The 18,380-nt window shown below is 36.8% G+C and carries 16 protein-coding genes and 4 pseudogenes; 12 read left to right on the top strand and 8 right to left on the bottom strand.

All coding sequences use genetic code 11. The features are described from left to right. Window positions 1–46: 46 nt before the first annotated feature. Window positions 47–1,366 carry an aromatic amino acid transport family protein gene (locus JFU23_RS05100; RefSeq protein WP_201031514.1) on the top strand — a complete coding sequence of 440 codons (1,320 nt, stop codon included), beginning with the start codon at window positions 47–49 and terminating at the stop codon, window positions 1,364–1,366. A gap of 294 nt (window positions 1,367–1,660) precedes the next feature. On the opposite strand, the gene JFU23_RS05095 is transcribed toward JFU23_RS05100, so the two are convergent. After that, the gene (locus JFU23_RS05095) at window positions 1,661–2,623 is read right to left on the bottom strand and encodes a helix-turn-helix transcriptional regulator (protein WP_201031513.1); all 963 of its coding nucleotides are present in this window, start codon (window positions 2,621–2,623) and stop codon (window positions 1,661–1,663) included. 110 nt (window positions 2,624–2,733) lie between these two features. Here JFU23_RS05095 and JFU23_RS05090 point away from each other — a divergent pair, with 110 nt between their 5' ends. The 3 genes from JFU23_RS05090 to JFU23_RS30510 all read left to right on the top strand — a co-directional run bounded on the left by JFU23_RS05090 (window position 2,734) and on the right by JFU23_RS30510 (window position 4,133). Beyond that, on the top strand, window positions 2,734–3,213 hold the full coding sequence (locus JFU23_RS05090) for a GyrI-like domain-containing protein (RefSeq protein WP_016091906.1): 480 nt from the start codon (window positions 2,734–2,736) through the stop codon (window positions 3,211–3,213). After that, entirely contained in the window at window positions 3,200–3,709 is a 510-nt protein-coding gene (locus JFU23_RS05085) for a phage tail protein (protein ID WP_088039875.1), read from the top strand. The genes JFU23_RS05090 and JFU23_RS05085 overlap by 14 nt, the downstream gene beginning before the upstream one ends. A gap of 166 nt (window positions 3,710–3,875) precedes the next feature. Then, on the top strand, window positions 3,876–4,133 hold the full coding sequence (locus JFU23_RS30510; RefSeq protein WP_201031512.1) for a DUF3963 domain-containing protein: 258 nt from the start codon (window positions 3,876–3,878) through the stop codon (window positions 4,131–4,133). A gap of 98 nt (window positions 4,134–4,231) precedes the next feature. Here JFU23_RS30510 and JFU23_RS05075 read toward each other — a convergent pair whose 3' ends face one another. Further along, a complete protein-coding gene (locus JFU23_RS05075) occupies window positions 4,232–4,456 on the bottom strand; it encodes a hypothetical protein (protein ID WP_002190252.1) in 225 nt (74 codons plus the stop codon). Window positions 4,457–5,037: 581 nt separating this feature from the next. Here JFU23_RS05075 and aceA point away from each other — a divergent pair. Next, a complete protein-coding gene (aceA, locus tag JFU23_RS05070; RefSeq protein WP_002137523.1) occupies window positions 5,038–6,318 on the top strand; it encodes an isocitrate lyase in 1,281 nt (426 codons plus the stop codon). Window positions 6,319–6,617: 299 nt separating this feature from the next. On the opposite strand, the gene JFU23_RS05065 is transcribed toward aceA, so the two are convergent. The 4 genes and pseudogenes from JFU23_RS05065 to JFU23_RS30910 all read right to left on the bottom strand — a co-directional run bounded on the left by JFU23_RS05065 (window position 6,618) and on the right by JFU23_RS30910 (window position 9,174). Then, window positions 6,618–7,142, bottom strand: coding sequence for a GrpB family protein (locus JFU23_RS05065; RefSeq protein ID WP_201031511.1), 525 nt, complete (start codon window positions 7,140–7,142; stop codon window positions 6,618–6,620). Window positions 7,143–7,267: 125 nt separating this feature from the next. Next, complete coding sequence (locus tag JFU23_RS05060) at window positions 7,268–7,648, bottom strand: DUF6262 family protein (RefSeq protein WP_090695639.1); 381 nt, start codon at window positions 7,646–7,648, stop codon at window positions 7,268–7,270. Window positions 7,649–7,658: 10 nt separating this feature from the next. Continuing rightward, window positions 7,659–8,531 (bottom strand): annotated as a pseudogene (locus tag JFU23_RS30915) (tyrosine-type recombinase/integrase); the annotation flags it as partial. Next, complete coding sequence (locus tag JFU23_RS30910; protein WP_374191750.1) at window positions 8,494–9,174, bottom strand: tyrosine-type recombinase/integrase; 681 nt, start codon at window positions 9,172–9,174, stop codon at window positions 8,494–8,496. The pseudogene JFU23_RS30915 and the gene JFU23_RS30910, both read right to left, overlap by 38 nt. A gap of 727 nt (window positions 9,175–9,901) precedes the next feature. Here JFU23_RS30910 and JFU23_RS05045 point away from each other — a divergent pair. From JFU23_RS05045 to JFU23_RS05035, 3 genes and pseudogenes are all read left to right on the top strand, one after another. Continuing rightward, a pseudogene (locus JFU23_RS05045) lies at window positions 9,902–10,180 on the top strand (hypothetical protein); the annotation flags it as partial. Window positions 10,181–10,474: 294 nt separating this feature from the next. Then, window positions 10,475–10,669 (top strand): annotated as a pseudogene (locus tag JFU23_RS31030) (hypothetical protein). Further along, entirely contained in the window at window positions 10,656–10,943 is a 288-nt protein-coding gene (locus tag JFU23_RS05035; RefSeq protein ID WP_201032296.1) for a hypothetical protein, read from the top strand. The pseudogene JFU23_RS31030 and the gene JFU23_RS05035 overlap by 14 nt, the downstream one beginning before the upstream one ends. A 353-nt stretch (window positions 10,944–11,296) precedes the next feature. Here the strand turns inward: JFU23_RS05035 and JFU23_RS05030 are convergent, their stop codons facing one another. Further along, window positions 11,297–11,878, bottom strand: coding sequence for a TetR/AcrR family transcriptional regulator (locus JFU23_RS05030; protein ID WP_201031510.1), 582 nt, complete (start codon window positions 11,876–11,878; stop codon window positions 11,297–11,299). 275 nt (window positions 11,879–12,153) lie between these two features. Between JFU23_RS05030 and JFU23_RS05025 the strand changes: the two genes are divergently transcribed. From JFU23_RS05025 to JFU23_RS05015, 3 genes are all read left to right on the top strand, one after another. Then, the gene (locus JFU23_RS05025; RefSeq protein ID WP_061689661.1) at window positions 12,154–13,413 is read left to right on the top strand and encodes an MFS transporter; all 1,260 of its coding nucleotides are present in this window, start codon (window positions 12,154–12,156) and stop codon (window positions 13,411–13,413) included. Between the two features lie 99 nt (window positions 13,414–13,512). Then, window positions 13,513–14,586, top strand: a complete 1,074-nt coding sequence (locus JFU23_RS05020) for an LLM class flavin-dependent oxidoreductase (RefSeq protein ID WP_061689660.1) — start codon at window positions 13,513–13,515, stop codon at window positions 14,584–14,586. Window positions 14,587–14,637: 51 nt separating this feature from the next. Then, complete coding sequence (locus tag JFU23_RS05015) at window positions 14,638–15,576, top strand: alpha/beta hydrolase (protein ID WP_098636365.1); 939 nt, start codon at window positions 14,638–14,640, stop codon at window positions 15,574–15,576. A gap of 629 nt (window positions 15,577–16,205) precedes the next feature. Here JFU23_RS05015 and JFU23_RS05010 read toward each other — a convergent pair. Further along, window positions 16,206–16,829, bottom strand: a pseudogene (locus JFU23_RS05010) (IS4 family transposase); the annotation flags it as partial. Between the two features lie 209 nt (window positions 16,830–17,038). Here JFU23_RS05010 and JFU23_RS05005 point away from each other — a divergent pair. Then, entirely contained in the window at window positions 17,039–17,947 is a 909-nt protein-coding gene (locus JFU23_RS05005; protein ID WP_201031509.1) for a PhzF family isomerase, read from the top strand. The last annotated feature ends 433 nt before the right edge of the window (window positions 17,948–18,380 follow it).

The raw sequence follows: 18,380 nt of genomic DNA, 5'->3' as shown, positions 1-18,380 counted from the left end.
AGCCTAAAAAGAGACGTAAGAATAGGATACAAGGGGGATTTATTATATGAATGGGAATACTGCAAAAAAAATAGAATTTCAAGCTGAAAACACTGCAGTGAAAAATGAGAAATATCTAGATCCTAAAAAGTGGCATAAACAAGATACTACCTGGGCATTGAGCCTTTTTGGAACAGCAATTGGAGCAGGAGTACTCTTTTTACCTATTAATGCCGGTTCAGGTGGTTTATTATCATTACTGTTAATTACGATACTTGCATTTCCTGTTATGTATTACTCACATAGGGCACTTGCTAAAATGATATACGCTTCCAATTCTGCTGATGAGGGGATTACAGGCACAATAAGAGAGTATTTTGGCAATAAGGCAAGTATAATTTTTAACATAGTATATTTCGTCTCAATTTATACGATCGTACTGATGTATTCGGTTGCACTTACAAATACTGCAAGTAGTTTTATCGTGCATCAATTGCACATGCCGGAGCCTCCAAGGGCCATTTTATCACTTGTATTAGTACTCGGTCTTATCGCTATACTAAATTTCGGTCAAGATATCACTGTAAAGATAATGAGCATGCTAGTATATCCTTTCATAGCTTCTTTACTGTTTATCTCAATATCTTTAATTCCACAGTGGAATACGTCAATGCTTAGTTTCTCAAGTGCGTCTACTGCTTCAACAGGAACAGGGTATTTTGGAGTGATATTGATGATACTACCAATCATCGTATTCTCGTTCAATCATTCTCCTATGATTTCGTCATTCGTTATGAAACAGAGAGCTACGTATGGAATAGAAGCTACTGATGCCAAGTGTGCTCAAATACAAAAAGTTTGCTATATCATGACATTCGCTGTTGTTATGTTCTTTGTTTGGAGCAGTACTTTAAGTTTGACTCCAGATGATCTTAAGATGGCAAAAGAACAGAACTTGTCAATCCTATCATATCTTGCTAATGAGCTTAATTCACCTGTAATCACTATTGCAGCTCCTATCATTGCTTTTGTGGCTATTACAAAGTCTTTCCTTGGCCATTATGTAGGAGCGTATGAGGTAATGCGTGACATGATTATGAAGTCCGGTAAAAAACGCGGGAAAGATATAGGAGAAAAAACAGTTCAGACAATGATTCTTACTTTTGTCGTATTAACATGCTGGTATGTTGCTTATGCAAATCCAAGTATTCTTGGAATCATTGATGCTCTTAGCGGTCCATTAGTTGCTGCGATCTTATGTCTATTACCAATGTATGCGATTCGTAAAGTACCAGTACTGGCTAAATACAGAGGGAAAATGAGCAATGTGTTTGTCATTGTTGTAGGTATACTTACTGTCCTAGCAAGTATTAAGTCATTATTCTAATTCGCTATTGTTAGTTCAAGTGCTAAAATAGTGGGATATGAAAAAAGAATGAAAGAGATTATGGATAAGATACGTCCATATTCGAATTTTAAACAAGCTGTTTTATGAGGGTTAAACTCTAATATAAAAAGACATGAACAAAGATTAGTTCATGTCTTTTTTTTGTGTTGGCGTTATTCTTAGAAGAGCGTTTCAAGTAGCGGTAGCGAATAAAATGTTTTTACTAGGTATTTAAATAGAGGTAACTGGCATCTAGTCAAACTCAATATTATTTTGGGTTTAACTGGCCACTGCTTATGGGCAGTATAAACATAATCTCTCTTTTAAACCTTCTAACACTTCTTCAGGAACTTCCCTGATTTTGATATCTTTACCTAGGAAAAGTAGCCAATTTGTTATTTCTATCAATTCATCGAGATTGTTAACATTGATAAAAGTTTTTAGAATGGCTGTGGATTGGTAAGGATTTGTATAGGAAATAGAAATTTTTATAGGATGATATTTTTTGAACTGGGTAATCGCTTTTGGACCAAGTTCAAGTACAAGGTTGATTGCTTCGTCCCTCTTACTTAGTTTTTCTGAAATTTTTTTCTTACTTAATCTGTTTTTCGGCGTATAGGTTTCGACATTAATGAGATGATCAACGAGAAACATCTTCTTTTTTTCTTCTTTTATGTCAAAGCCTTCAATTATCCAATGGCTTTTTTCTTGATAAAGGTGCAGTAGATAAATTGGATAAAACTTGGTTTCCTCCTCTTCATTTATTGTAATCAATAAATGGCTATCTAAAAGAAGGGTTTGGATGAGTTTTTCTAACATAGGATGGGGGAGGTCAGAAAGCTCAAGTAGGTCAGGATTATGAGGGTTAGTCCCTTCAAAAAGCAAGATTTGATTTAAAAGAACAAGGTCATCCTGCTGGATTTCTGAGATGAGTCCTAGTAGTTTTTCGGCTAAAGACTGACGACTCTTTAGATAGGGAAGTTGTTGATTTCTTGTGGCCATAAAGGCAATAAAAAGAGCTTTGACCTCATTATCAGTAAAGCGAACAACGGGCAAGATAGAGTTATGCATGACAAAATATCCTCCATCCCTGCCAACTTCAGCGACGAGCGGCATCCCCATGGCTTCAATTTCTCTAATGTCTCTAATAGCTGTCGATCGTGAGATGTTAAATTCTCGTATGATTTCAGAAATTGTAAAGTGGGAGCGGTTGTTAATATAGCGCATGATCGTATTAATCCGTTCAACTTTTTTCATGGTGGTCTCCTAAACAGTATCATTTTTTGACATGATTTAAAGATATTATAAACTCATCAAGTGAAAAGATAAATCGTTTGATTAATTTAAAAGTGAGGAAGGTTTTAAATATGAAAAATTATACAATAGAAGAAAAAGATAGCTTTATCGTGTTAGGTATTGGAACTGAACTTAAGAGCCACTATACAGACTTTGCGGGCATAAACAAGGAAAAGGCAGACTTTTGGCTGGCCGTCGAACAAGATGGAAGGTTGGACACTTTAAAAGCTTTAGCTACAAATGATTACATTTTTTCTGTGAGTGAAGCGGTGAATAACAAGATGATGTATTACGCTGGTGTCATGACAGAGGCAACGATACAAGAAGAATCTAGAGTTATCCAGTTTCCGAGGGGAGAATACCTAGTAGTTAAAGGGGAAGGCAATACAGCTGAGGAGCTAAGTAATAAGCTTACTGGTATTGCATTTGGTCAAGCATTAGCAGAAGTAAAAGATTTTGCCTATGTTGGTGGGCCAAATACAACAGTTGAGATGGGGCAGCGAAACGGCTTAGTATTTGGTGAAATATGGATTCCAGTTGTTAGGAAGTAAAGTGTTAAAAGGAGAGATGGAATTGTCCAATATAGTTGATTTTAAAAACGTAACTACAGCTGGCATGGAGTCTTCACCTGTAGCGGAAGCACTTGCTGGTTTACGTGCCCATGAAGCACGTTACTTTATGAATAAATACAAGCATGAATTTACGGTTGTACCAGCTAGTGAAAGCGGGGAGACTCTTGATTATGTGAACAGCATCTTGAAAGAAGAACGTGATATTGAGTTTGCGGCAAAACCTTTAGAAACATCGTGTTTTCAAGTGGAAAATATTAAATTTGCCTATGTCTTCTATGAGGATGGTCTTGCAGTCAACGTCATGTATACGTTGGATAACCCAAAGAAGCGGGCCGTTGGATTTAAGCTTTCTGAGGGAATGGAGATACCAACGGAGTTAGTAGAGAAGTTTAAGTTTGCTAGACAGAAGTCTAAACTTGCTGGAACAATTCGAGGTTCGTTTTTTGTAATTAAAGGAGAATATATTGCAAGTTGAAGAATCAGTCATTTGTTGTATTGAGTTATTCTTTTAAAAGGCGCGATTAAGGCTAACAATCTTGAATTGTTAGCCTTTTTTTACATAAGTATAATATTCATAGTCTGCTACACACTACGTTCAGATAAAATAAAACGAAAGGAAATTACTGTAGAGTGGTGGTGGCGTGAGCAAAAATAGGCTAATTGAGTTATTCTTAGTAACTTTTGCTTCACTATTCCTTCATGTAAGCACATTTACTAATGAAAAATTGAATGATAAATTTGGTAACTTTACCTTCTTTGTTGTATTTCTCATGTTTTATATCAACGTTGCATTTATAAAGCGGTATTTTGATGATATACAAAAGTGGATTCGAAATATCATATTTCTTCTTGCCCTGTTAGTAGTAACTTTAATATCACTATGGATAGGTTACTTTTAAAGCTTTGTGATTAAGGAAATTTTGTTTTGTTATCTTTCCTTAACAACAAACAGGACGCCAACCGGATCATGGTAGCGCCTACTATAATTACTATTGGTTTAATCATTAACAAGTATATCTGGACCTTTTTTCAACATATACGAGAAACCCGAAATAAATACGATACTAAATATAATAATAGAAGACCACATATTAAAATGAAATTCTTTACCTACAACTAAATAGTAGATGTTATGGACCAAGAAATTAGCACCTATGATAATCCCACCTAACATTGAACTAATTACAAGACTGAGTAAATAAAATTTGAGCTTCTGAAACATTTCCTCTCTACTCCTTTTCTAAAATCAACTTTATTCAGGATGTTTTAGGAAATTATCCCATTTATTTTTCTAATATTCTTAAATCTATAATATATTTAAGGTTATTTTAAGAGAAGAAGAATTGCCTACCAAAATGTCCATTTCGAGGTTTCACCAATATGCCCATCAAGCTAATGAAACTAGTACCCCAAAAACAAAAAATGTATATTTTTATCTGGAGATGCCAATTTTCTCGTTTTAGGGATACTATAAAATTTTAGGTTGATAGCCATGTGGTCCCGCCACATTGCCATCAAGTTAAGAAACTCATTGTTCCCCCAAAATGAAAAAATGAACTACAATTGTTTACTGAGAAATTCCCCCGACATATGTCATCACATATCTTGGATAAATTAGCTAGAGAAATAGGATTTGTTCAACAGGAAAATAAATATTAGCATCTTTCTTCCAAGAACAAATAAAAGAAAGCGTTGATTCTTATCTTCATTATCCAGGAATATACTCAGGCGGCCAAGAAAATATTTAGTGCAATAGTTACTCGAAAGAATAACTGAAAAATAACATACGAGGAGATGGAAGAAATGAAAAACGAAAGAATTCAACAATTACAAGAAAATTGGGAGTTAGATAAACGTTGGAAAGGGGTAAAACGCCCGTATTGTGCCGAAGATGTTATTCGTCTTCGAGGATCTATCGATATTGAACATACACTAGCACGCCACGGTGCAGAGAAACTTTGGCAATCGCTTCATATAGAAGACTACATCAATGCGCTTGGTGCATTAACAGGAAATCAAGCAATGCAGCAAGTGAAAGCAGGCTTAAAAGCAATTTGTGTAAGTGGTTGGCAAGTAGCTGCTGATGCCAATTTATCTGGACATATGTATCCAGACCAAAGTTTATATCCAGTGAATAGTGTGCCCTCTGTTGTAAAAAGAATCAATCAAACGTTGCAACGTGCTGATCAAATTCAGCATATGGAAGGTGGCAGTGATATAGATTATTTCGTACCAATTGTTGCAGATGCAGAAGCTGGTTTTGGTGGGCAATTAAACGTATTTGAATTAATGAAAGGAATGATTGAAGCAGGTGCAGCAGGTGTACATTTTGAAGATCAGTTGTCTTCAGAAAAGAAATGCGGACATTTAGGTGGAAAAGTATTATTACCGACACAAACGGCGGTACGTAATTTAATTTCTGCTCGTTTAGCTGCGGATGTTATGGGCGTGCCGACAGTAATCGTGGCAAGAACAGATGCAGATGCAGCAGATTTAATTACGAGCGACATTGATCCAATTGATCAAGAATTTATTACAGGAGAAAGAACAACGGAAGGTTTTTATCGTACAAAAGCGGGGCTCAATCAAGCAATTGCACGTGGCCTAGCATATGCACCGTACGCAGATCTTATTTGGTGTGAAACGTCTGAACCAAATTTAGAAGATGCGAAGCTTTTTGCAGAAGCAATTCATGAGAGATACCCAGGAAAGTTACTCGCATATAACTGTTCACCGTCGTTTAATTGGAAACAAAAATTAGATCAAAAAACAATTGAAAACTTTCAAAAAGAAATGGCATCATATGGTTACAAACTCCAATTTGTAACACTTGCAGGATTCCATTCGTTAAACCACAGTATGTTCGAATTAGCACGCGGCTATAAAGAACGTGGTATGGCAGCGTATTCTGAATTACAACAGGCCGAATTTGCAGCAGAAGAGCATGGTTATTCTGCTATGCGTCATCAACGAGAAGTCGGAACAGGTTACTTTGACGAAGTAGCACAAGTGATTACGGGTGGAACTTCATCTACGACAGCGCTGAAAGGTTCTACGGAAGAATTGCAGTTTAAAGATAATTAATTCAGTTATTGTGGAGAAAGTCCTAAATAACATTGGCATTTTGAACAAAAATTGCATGAGAAACACATATATATAATATTCAATTTATTTCGAATTTTATCAATATGGTTGTTGCATTTTTAAATTATAATATAAGTAACTCTTTTTATTGCTATATATCTGTCATTTCTTGTTACAGAATCCTTATACTATTATCAAGACCTAATATTAAAAAAACATGAAAATAAGCTGTTTAACATATTAGTCATGTACAATATGTTGAACAGCTTATTTTAAACGCAATTCAATAACTTAGTTATCTATTCTTTTTTTAATATGCTTTTTACAAAATTCTCCTTGTGTTCGGTATATTTATTTATCCCTGTAGAATGCCTCTTTAAATAATCCAATTTTATGTTTATATATTCTTTACGTGCATTTTCATTTGTATTTAAATAATCTCTAAAAAAAATTAAGTTTTTCCATTGCTCTTTTTCAAATTCTACAAGGTGAATATAATGCGTTTTTTTTTCATAAGTGTTATCTGTAAATTTCGCAAATATAATTTCATTAGGTCTTTCTACTCTTAAACGAAGGAATCCAATACTCTTTAGCCCCTTTATAATGGACGGATTTAATGTACATAAATCATCTACTGCTACTAATATGTCCAAAATGGGTTTTGCTAGCATATCTTTGATTGCTGTACTACCGATATGTTCAATACGATTTTTACTAATATTTGTACATTGGTGTATTTCCTTTTTTACTTTTAAAAATTCTGTACCCCAATCAGCAGTGTATGGAACTACTTTTACTTCATCTTTTTGTAATCCTAATTCCATTCTTTTCTCCTTCCAACATTAGAGATTATTAAATTAATTCTATGATTCACGGTTTAATCCTCCTCAAACTAACTAGCACCCTTTAGTTGAATAAATCTGGATATGACGTTCTCTTATAAAATAGTTTATATTTTTTTATAAACTTCTGAGTAGACCACTTTTAACTGTTCTCGTAATTCCTTTTTTTCCCCTTCCAACTTCTTAATGCGACGTTTTAAAGAAGCGATGATTGCATCTTTGTTATTGTCGTCTATCTCACGCTTAATTTGTTTTGGTGTACGAGCGTGCACCTGTTGTTGCCGCAGAGTTTCAATTCGTTCGCGCAACTCTTGATTGTTGTACAACGTCGTTTTCGCCACGCCAGCCTCACTCGCCACGCTGTTGAAATTGATGTTCTCATTGGCTCGCACGAGCCTTTGGATAGCTTCATCAACTTTTTGAGAAGTGATTGCCTTCCTGAATGCGTGGATTGATTTCAATTGTTCTTTGCGATCATAATTAGTCATCTCCCACACCTTACTTTCGTTTTATTCGCTCATGTCTACCAAAAATAATATTATCCTCGCGAATATTGTTTAAAATACTATGATAACGTTTTAGATTTCTTTCTTGTTTTTCCACCACATCATGTCGACCATGCTGTTTTGCAATCTCAATGGATTTCGATGTTGTTTTTACGTGGAGTTCATACTTCTGTATATCATATTCTGAAAATCCGATTGCTAAGTCCCTACATGGACTTCCGCTGTTACACGTAAGACAAGGAGGGGCTTCCATGTAAGGGCAATCTCCTTTTAATCGCGCATGGCACGTCCCGTACGGGTTATCCATCGCATTTAATTTATGGTCTTGCCAAAGAACTTGTAGGATGTCCCCTGGGATGTCTTCGCCAGCCTTAATTTCTTGCACCTCACCATTCAAATCGAAGCTAAATACGCCTTGGTTGATGACAGATTCAAATGCCTTCCGCTTTGTATCGTCCAACAGTTTGGCATACCGCAAGGTCATTTCTGGGGTAGCGTGGGCTAACAGTTCCTGTACAGTCAAAATATCTGCACCACCATTCAACATTTTTACCGCATAGGTGTGACGGAATTGATGAGTTTTAAAATGAAAAATATCCCCGTTTTCATCTGTGATATTTTTTTGTATTGCTAATGTGTTTAATCGTTCTTGAATCCATTTTTGGCTAAAAGGTCTTCCTTTACGAGAACCACGATAGCGAATAAAAATAAACCCTTCGGGATTATTATCTTCATTGCTATTTTCCTTAGATTCCTGAATGAGAACCGCCAGGATGTTTGCCAATTCGTCGTCAATCGGAATACGATGTCCTTGAACGTAAGTTTTCTCAATATCCGTGACAATGGAGTATTTCCCGTTCACCTGTTTTCAGTTTCGCGCCGGTCTCTAATTCACCACGATCCGTCAGGCGAATGCGATGCCCGTTTCTATGATCAAAATTGAAATCCTCTAAAAATAAAGAAAGAGCTTCTCCAATCCGTAAACCTGTCTCGAACAGGAGTTGGATGAGGAAGGTATCTCGTATATTAGTTGTTGCTGCCAAGACTAGGTGTACCTGTTCCTTTGTGAGCGTTTGTATCCTCTTACGACGTTCTTTTACCTTCAGCACATTTCGCACAGAAGGCTTATCCTTGTTGATGTGATAAAGGAAGCTCTTGTACCGTTTTCTGCCTTTTGTGAATACCTGGCGCATAAGTTTTTCATTCATATCAAGTAACAACTCTTCATTACGGTATAAGTAGTCATAGAAATTAGTGACGGCAGTGACCGTCAGGTTCACTGTTTTCTCTGATTTCTTTGCCTGTACAGGCTGAAGGGATGCCACTTTTGTACTTTCATACGGATTCTGTAACCATCCCATAAACTCCACTAAGTCCTCTAACCTTATACGTTTATAATCTTTCCCAGTCTTCTGTAAATACAGGAAATAGTGTTTTAACCCATAACAGTACGTTTTCTGAGTGTTGCTGCTTTTCCCTGTAACATCTAAATGCTTGAGGTACTTCATCACAGGAGTCACAGGAATGCCTTCTGAATCTACTAATATGTATCTCTTACCTTCCTCTAGTATCACCTCTTGTACACGCATAACTTCCCACCTCCAAAACTTTTTTACGCTCGGTCTATCGACCTCAATACGCCTCCAGCTACGAGCTTTGTTAATAACATTATGTACATAATAGACAATATTTTGAATGTCTGATTATTCCTTCTGTTTTGTATAAAAAAAGAAGATTTATGCTCTATATTGAACATAATATCCTCTTTTAATTATAGTATGTTTAATATTACAAGGATTCTGTTTTTTTACATTAAATTTCTACAAACAAAAAAGATAAGGTCGGAGAATTCAATCTTATCTTTAGTACAAGGAGTAAACATAAGGGATAATCATCATATTTTTATCACGCTTTATAGTTTGAATTTTGAATATTTAAACTATAAATAACAAGTATATCTATATTGAGAAATTTATTGCAAATTTAGTTGTAAATGTTTCAAATTAGAAAAGGTTAGCTCCTCACTTCACCCCAGCCAAAAACCTTACACCCAAAAACGAAGGGTAACTCAATTATCAAACTCATATTAAGTTTCAATCTTGCCTAAGCACCCATTAGGATATACAACTGATCATCTATTTTTCTTTACATAATCTCCAGATACAGTCCATATCAACTATAGATTCTTGTCTTATGCTAAATGTAGTTCCAAACAAAACAAGGAGGTAATGAAAAATGATTAAAACATTATTAGCAGGAGCACTTTTAAGTACAGGATTGGTAGCGGGGGGTGCAGTAGGTGCAGATGATGCGAAAATGGACAATTTAAAATCAAATGAAGATAGTTCAAATCAAGTAATTACACGGAGTGCAGATGGAACAACGTCTTTCTCACAAAACTTTGATGTACCTAAAGATGCAGTGCCAGCAACTCCTAAAGGAGATGCAAAAACTGTTGAAAGAACAGAAGGTACAGGTTCTCAAGAAGGAAAAATGGTACCAACAAAAGAAGGAAATTAAATACTATATAGTTATAACGAAGAGCATCCAAAAAGTGGTGCTCTTTTTATATTATAGGGATCAACTGGTTTTATTCAATATAGAACTGTAGGAGGAATTGAGGCTAGAATATGGGTTACTGTCTCTTCAAATCAGGGTGTTTGAAGCACTAGTTTTGATGGTAACATTACAACATAAACATTTTATTAGAGATTTTTTAAATTTACATACACTCTAGATAAACTACATATCAACTTCAGATACTTGTTTTATGATACAAGTAATCAAACAAAAGGAGGGCAATACAAAATGATTAAACAGTATTAACAGGGCACTCTTTTAAGTACAGGAGATTATTAACAGGTGGAGAAAATGTTGAAGATGTACAGACAGATAAACATATTCCATATGAACAAAATGAATTGTAACAAACTCTAGAAAAGTACGATTCGAAGAAATTTGAGTTATAAAAAGAAAATAGATAAATATAGTGAAAATAGATAAATTGACAAGAGAAAAGCACTTTGTGTATATCACAGGTGCTTTTTATTTTCATTTTAATATAGGGCTTGCATTAAATTTTTACACTAAAATATATACGGCAAAAAGGGGGAGTTCATTGCACAAAGTTATTTATGGAATATTAATTTTAATTTATACTTTGTATTCATTTTTTGTAAGTGATGGAAGTGAAGTAGGGTTTATTATGGTGTTAACTATAGTACTTATCTTTTCTGTGGTTTTAGAAAAAGGAAATGCAAACAAAACGACTGATTAAAGGTCTTTTTGTTTGCATTTTTTTAATTGGCTATTACAGTCCAGATGTTTTAGGGATAGCACCAAATCGCCATCAAGCTTAAAGAACGATTTATCCCCCAACAATAAATACGAGCAACATGCATAAAATTTTCGTTCTGGAGGTGGTATGAGATTTTGAGTTGATGGGCATGTGGTGCTCCCCCATACCCATCAACTTAAAAATTCAGAATTACCCCGAAATGAAAAAATGAGCATTTTTGTCACAAGTTAGCACAAAATTTCGTTCTGGGGGTACTATAAAATTGTAGCTTGATGGAGATTTGACGTTACCCCTATAAAGGTATGGTTTTCGTACTTTTAAATACAATTATGTCACTTAAGTAATGTGAGCGTCGCTGCTATTACATTGTCGACAAATGAACGTTGGGGGCGAGATTTCATCATAACTGTTAGACCGATTAACGATACAATCAGTGCCTGTGCCAAAGACTTTGCATCTGTGTTGGCTTCCAGCTCACCTGATTGGATTCCTCGTTCGATCGTCTCCTGAAAAATGACGGCGAGGTACATTTGATGTTCTCTGGTCAAAATTTCAAATCTCTCATCATGAGGTGCTAGTTCAACCATTGTATTGATACAAAAACAACCTTTACTAAGATCCCCTGCGTATTCTTCATTGACGACATCGGCAATGAAAATAGAAAATGCCTCTTTTACAGAGGAGTGACTTTGAAGCCTATTTCGTATATCAGAGGCCCGAGACATTGTATACCTGCGAAGTGCGGCTTCAAACAATTCTTTCTTATCTCCAAAAGTCGAATAAATACTAGGGCGTTGAATGCCCATTCTAGAAGTAAGATCACTTAATGAGGTAGCCTCATATCCCTTCTCCCAAAATAACTGCATTGCTGCATCTAAAACTTGATCCTCATCAAATTCACGGGTTCTTGCCATTAAGAATTCTCCTCCTCAAACTTTGATTTTATTAATTGTTTTAGGATAGGTGTGTAGGTAATTACAATTGTTGTTTTTATTACCAAACAGTATGTAATTATTATATAATTAGCCATTCTTCCTGTCAAATCAAGCTCCATTCATTTAATGGAATATTAACTTTAGTGCAAAAAAACGTTGACATCATGAATAAGGCTAAGTTATATTTACCAGTAATCATATTGTACTGAACGGTATGTTATGATTAAAAATCTAATGTGATTGGAGGTTAAGGTATGTGCAAAACAGAGACAAATATAGAAGATGATCCACTCTACACTAAGATAAGTCATAAATCTTCCATAACAAAACCTAATTTGAATCAACAGCCATCCATGTCTCACGCTTTGGCATTATTGTTTGCGACTGCCTGTGGAATGTCTGTTGCCAATATTTACTTTGCACAGCCGTTGCTTGATCAACTATCTAATGAGTTTGGTATTAACCATTCCATTATTGGTGTTGTTATTACCATTACACAAATTTTTTATGGATTGGGCTTACTGCTACTCGTACCGCTTGGAGATTTGCTAAACCAGCGACGTCTAATTGTCGGTCAGATGCTATTATCTACAACAGCTCTGGTTATAGTTGGTACTGCTTCCTCCAGCATGGTACTTTTCGCAGGTATGGCTTTGGTGGGTCTGCTTGCAGTTGTGACACAGACTCTCGTGGCGTTTGCAGCGACCATCGCTTCCCCTACAGAAAGAGGACGTGTCGTTGGCATTGTAACAAGTGGGATAGTTATTGGCATACTTCTCGCACGTACTTTTGCTGGTATATTAACAGATGTTGCGGGATGGCGTTCTGTATATCTATTTTCTGCAGCGCTCATGCTTTTGATGGTTTTTATGTTTATAAAGATGTTGCCCAATGTTGAACGCGAGGTAAAATCGCTATCTTACCCTCAGTTGATTAGATCGGTGCTTGCTTTGTTTATTCAAGAACGAACGTTACGCGTTCGCTCCGTTCTAGCCATGCTGATTTTTGCTGATTTCAGCATTTTGTGGACTTCACTAGTACTGCCACTTAGTACACCGCCAATTGCTCTATCTCATAGTGCAATTGGCGCATTCGGTCTTGTAGGTGTGGCTGGAGCCTTGGCTGCGGCACGGGCAGGGAAATTGGCCGATCAAGGTTACGGACAACGAACGACAGGCATTGCTTTAGCTCTATTATTGATTTCATGGTTGTTCATCAGCTATATAGAGCAGTCATTAATCGCATTAGTGATAGGGATAGTTTTACTTGATTTGGCCGTACAAGCAATACATGTCACGAATCAAACCATGATCCTTCCATTGCATACAGAAGCACGGAGTCGACTTACTGCTGGATATATGGTGTTTTATTCTATCGGCAGTGCTGGTGGTTCAATTGCGTCGACTCAAATATACGTACACTTTGGCTGGGGAGGGGTTTCCTTACTCGGAGCCTCTGTCAGTGTTTTAGCTCTTCTTTTTTGGGCTATGACCAGACGAGTTAAGATTTTATGAAATAAACGTGTGTTAGCCAATATGAGAAACACGTTACTACCATAAAGGAAATGATTAATTTTTTTGACTTAAATCTAATTGGACTAGGAGAGATAACAAATGGAAATAGGTATTACGTCTTTTGTAGAAACGAAACCAGATGTTCATAGTGGTGAAGTGATAAGTCACGCACAGCGATTACGTGAAGTTGTTGAAGAAATCGTTCTTGCTGATCAAGTAGGACTTGATGTGTTTGGTGTTGGTGAGCATCATAGGAAGGATTATGCAGCATCCTCTCCAGCGATGGTTCTATCAGCGGCGGCACCACAAACGAAAAAGATACGGCTCGCGAGTGCAGTAACCGTGCTTTCTTCAGCTGATCCTGTGCGCGTTTTTCAGGATTTTTCTACACTGGATGGCATTTCAAATGGACGCGCAGAGATTATGGCGGGTCGTGGCTCCTTTATCGAATCTTTTCCATTGTTTGGCTATAACTTGAAAGACTATGAAGAACTGTTTGAAGAACATTTGGACCTACTGCTCAAAATACGTCAGTCCGAAAAAGTGACTTGGGAAGGCGGACATAGACCAGCAATCAATAATTTAGGTGTATATCCAAGACCTGTTCAAGATCCTTTACCGATATGGGTTGGTAGCGGTGGGAATCAGGAATCTGCTATCCGTGCTGGTTTTCTGGGATTACCACTTATGCTGGCGATTATTGGTGGTAGCCCAATGCACTTTGCACGAATTGTACAGCTATATAAGAAAGCAGCGGCTCACGCTGGTCATGATGTATCAAAGCTTCAGGTGGGATCTCATTCAATTGGATTTGTTGGAGAGAATACGGAATCGGCAGCAGATACATTTTTCCCTTCCACTCAGGCAGGCATGAATAAACTTGGTAAAGAGCGGGGGTGGCCTTATTATGATCGTTCCAGCTTTGATGCTGCACGAAGTTTTGAAGGGGCGTTGTATGTTGGTGATCCAGATACAGTCGCCGAAAAAATCATTCATCTTCGTAAGCATGTAGGGATTACACGCTTTATGATGTATGTACCATTAAGTACCATGCCACATGATCAAGTCATGCGTGCCATAGAATTGCTTGGAACAGAAGTTGCCCCTCGTGTAAGAGAGGAAATTGCCAAATGGGAAGCTGAAGGAGAACAGGAGACACATCTATTCCGTTAATTATTCCATAAGGATTGCATCAAGTTTCATTATTTAATTGGAGGAATTTATATGAAAATTGACAGTCGAGTATTACCAGAATTAAAACAGGCTTTCTCACAATTTCCAGGCTTTCAATTAGAGGAGGATTTAGAGGCGAGTCGAAGTCTCTTGTCGAATCCACATTTGGAAAAATCAGAGCTTGTAAACATGACCAAGCGAATGATTCCTGGCGCAGCCGGCGATATGTTAGTTAAAATTTACGAACCCGTTGAGAAAAATCTTGATAAACTTCCAGCTATGCTGTGGATTCACGGTGGTGGATACGTAATGGGCCACCCTGATATGGACGATGTTTTGTGTGAACGATTTGTTCAGACTGCTGAATGCGTTGTTGTGTCTGTCGATTATCGACTTGCACCCGAACATCCTTATCCAGCGGCTATTGAAGATTGTTATGCATGCTTGGTTTGGATGACAAATGAGGCAGACTCGCTTGGAATTGATGTGAATCGAGTTGCGATCGCCGGTGCAAGTGGAGGTGGTGGACTAACAGCAGCGCTTGCGTTAATGGCTCGTGATAAAGGAGGTCCATCTATTATTTTTCAGATGCCGCTGTATCCGATGCTTGATAGCCACAACATAACACCATCAAGCTATGAGATTATAGAAGACAATGCAACATGGAATAGATCAAACAATTTAACGGCTTGGAATATGTACTTGGGAAAGAAGAACGATACTAACGAACCATCTCCCTATGCCGTACCTTCGAGAGCAGACAACTTAGCGGGACTACCGCCAACTTATACATGTGTAGGTCAACTCGATTTATTCCGAGATGAAATTATTGAATATGTAACACGACTTGCACAAGCAGGAGTAGATGTTGAATTTCATCTCTACCCCGGCTGCTTCCATTGCTTTGAAGTGCTTGTGCCTGAAGCCGAAGTGAGTCAGCGTGCCAGTCAGAATTATTTTGATGCGATGGCACGGGCGCTTCATCCATAACTTATCTTAGTTCAGTCATCGGGGTGTTCAACTGAAGGCATGAGTGATAGCTCTAAATTTATTCGATGAGTAGAGATTACAGAAAGAAGTACAAATAGTGTCACCATATACTTTAAATTTTGGCCCTTACTCATTGATTAAAAACAGGAAATACTTCAAAGTTGGAATAGTTAACCGAGTTTTCGAAATAGTGTGCTAGAAATTCAACTTTTTTACTGCGGTTACGATGATAAGCGCAATCAACACTTTGGAGCGTTTTTTTCGTAAGTCGAGTTACTTTTTTAATCGCATTCATACTAAACAGCAGCAGGAAAGGGCGCCAATTGAACATTGGCACCGTTTATAAGAAGCGATAGACTGCATCCTTAGCTGGATCTTCATTTCAAGCTCGGAAAAAATAGAATTAAGTTCTTTTGGTAGTTGATGATATTGGTTATTTTGAGCTATTGTAGTTAAGCACCTCTTCTGTGGTAGTGATTTCTAGGTAATCTCACTATACCAAGGATCGAGGTGTTTTTCATTTTACTCAAGTTGTACAGTACACAATTGATAGACTCTAAATTCAATATAGCTAAATCGCCCCGCTTATTTTATAGGTGCGAAAGTTGAGTTATTTGATTCCCATCTTATTGAAGGTCTTTTAAATGAAAATAACCTAAATCTCGGATACATAAATCATTCGCTGTCACAGTTGGGGCACACAGAGAGCCGTAAGTGCGATCATGTTGTTTACCTGGACCTGTATGAATATGAAGGAACTGTCCACTTAACAAATCATACTCAAGTTGAATTTTCATCCCAGCTGTATGGATGCAGCCTCCTGCACCTGGATAAACCGATGAAAATACATCCGGGAGTTGAAATGCAGTTGAATCTAAAATACGAATACGCTTGAAAACAGAAGTGTATGGAGAAGAAATCGGCATAGATGCGGCCAATTTTTTGCTTAGTAGTTCGGCTAGTAGGTGTTGTAAAAGTTGGACGGCCGCCTTATTAAATCGTTGATTCAGTCCCTCAGGACTGATGAGCACTGCTGTTGATGCTTCTAAACAGCTAGATAACTGAGTTAAAGAAGTCATAGCTACATTTTGGCTCACCCATACACATAAAGTGACTAAATCTTTTGCTTGGTACTTACTGGTTCGTTGTACAAAACCAACATCTCTAGCAAGATCCCGTAAGGTATTTGGAGATAAAAAACTTTGAATCTCTTGAGCAAATAGTTGTAATTCGTCAGACACAGAAACAGACATAAAAAACGCCATCCTTTCCTATGATTCTACAGAAAGAATAGCGCATTTTTTCATTTTAGGGGCATTTCTTTTTATTAGCTTGATAGCGATGGGGTATCGCCACATTTCTATCAAGCTCCTTATAGAAGCAACGGGGGAACTTTAATATAATAAGAATTAAAGATAGTATAAAGGACCAAAAATTAAATATATTAAAGGTGGAAAATGACATGGAAAGAAAGTACCGATTATATCAAATTGATTCATTTACGAAGAAAAAATTATCAGGTAATCCGGCTGGTGTAATAACAAATGCAGATGGTTTATCCTCGGGTGAGATGCAGAGGATTGCTAGAGAGCTTAACAATTCGGAAACGGCATTTATCTTTAAATCAGACAATAACGAATCTGATGTACATATTCGTTTTTTTACGCCTACTCATGAGGTCCCTATCTGTGGACATGCGACGATTGCTGCCCACTATGCTCGTGCAGTTGAAAATAGTTTAAATACAGTTAAAGTTTATCATAAAACTGGTGCCGGCATTTTACCAGTCGATGTGATTAATGAAGATAATGATTACAAAATTATTATGACGCAGGGTAGTATAAGTTTTGAAACTGTGATTGAAGGTGTAGCTTTAGAGAATATATTTACAGCTTTCAATATTAGTGAAAATGATTTATTAGAAGATTGTCCAGTACAAATCGTTTCAACCGGGCATTCTAAGGTGATGATTGGAATTAAAAATTCGGAACTTCTTAAACAATTAAACCCTAATATGGATTTACTCACAAAAGTCAGTGGATTAATTAATTGCAATGGTTTCTATGTGTTTACGATGAATGCTCCCGACTCTGATATTTTAATTCATGGAAGAATGTTTGCTCCTGCAATCGGTATTAACGAAGACCCTGTTACAGGTAATGCGAACGGTCCTTTAGGCGCATACTTGATACATCATAGACTTGTCAAACATGATAATACTTTATTTAGTTTTAAAGCAGTGCAGGGCGAAGCTATAAAACGGGCGGGTATCATTGATGTTCAAGTGAAAATTTGTAATCAGGAGCCAGAGGAAGTAAGAATTGCAGGAAATGCTGTAATCGTATTTAAGTCCGATTTATTACTTGATTAGCAATTCATATGCAAAGTTCGAATCGTAAATGGAGGTCTTTATTAATATAAATTTCAGTCATTGTAAACTGTAAATCATAATAAAGTTATTTCTATGACGGGGAATTTGTGAAATAATACATTCAAACAAAAAGGTGCTTTTGTTAAATAGAATAAATAAGAAAAGTAAACACCCCCAAAACAAAAAAATGAGCTGACCTCTCAAAATAACTAACTGTAGAGAAAGAAAATTTTCATTTAGGGGGTACTTCAAAATCTTAGCTTGATGGCGATGTGGTGCTACCCCATTATGTTGAAAAGGAAAAGAACATCTGTGGAACTAGTGGTGACAATAGAGTTGTTCCACAAATGAGACAGAAGAATAGTGTGCCCTATCTGAGAAAATTGGAATATTTATGATTATAGAAACTGTAGCTATTGAAAATAGAACAAAT

The organism is Bacillus sp. TH50, assembly GCF_016650565.1.
GTDB classification, from domain to species: domain Bacteria; phylum Bacillota; class Bacilli; order Bacillales; family Bacillaceae_G; genus Bacillus_A; species Bacillus_A mycoides.
The sequence above is the reverse complement of the archived record's forward strand: the minus strand, read 5'-3'. Positions and strand labels throughout refer to the sequence as shown.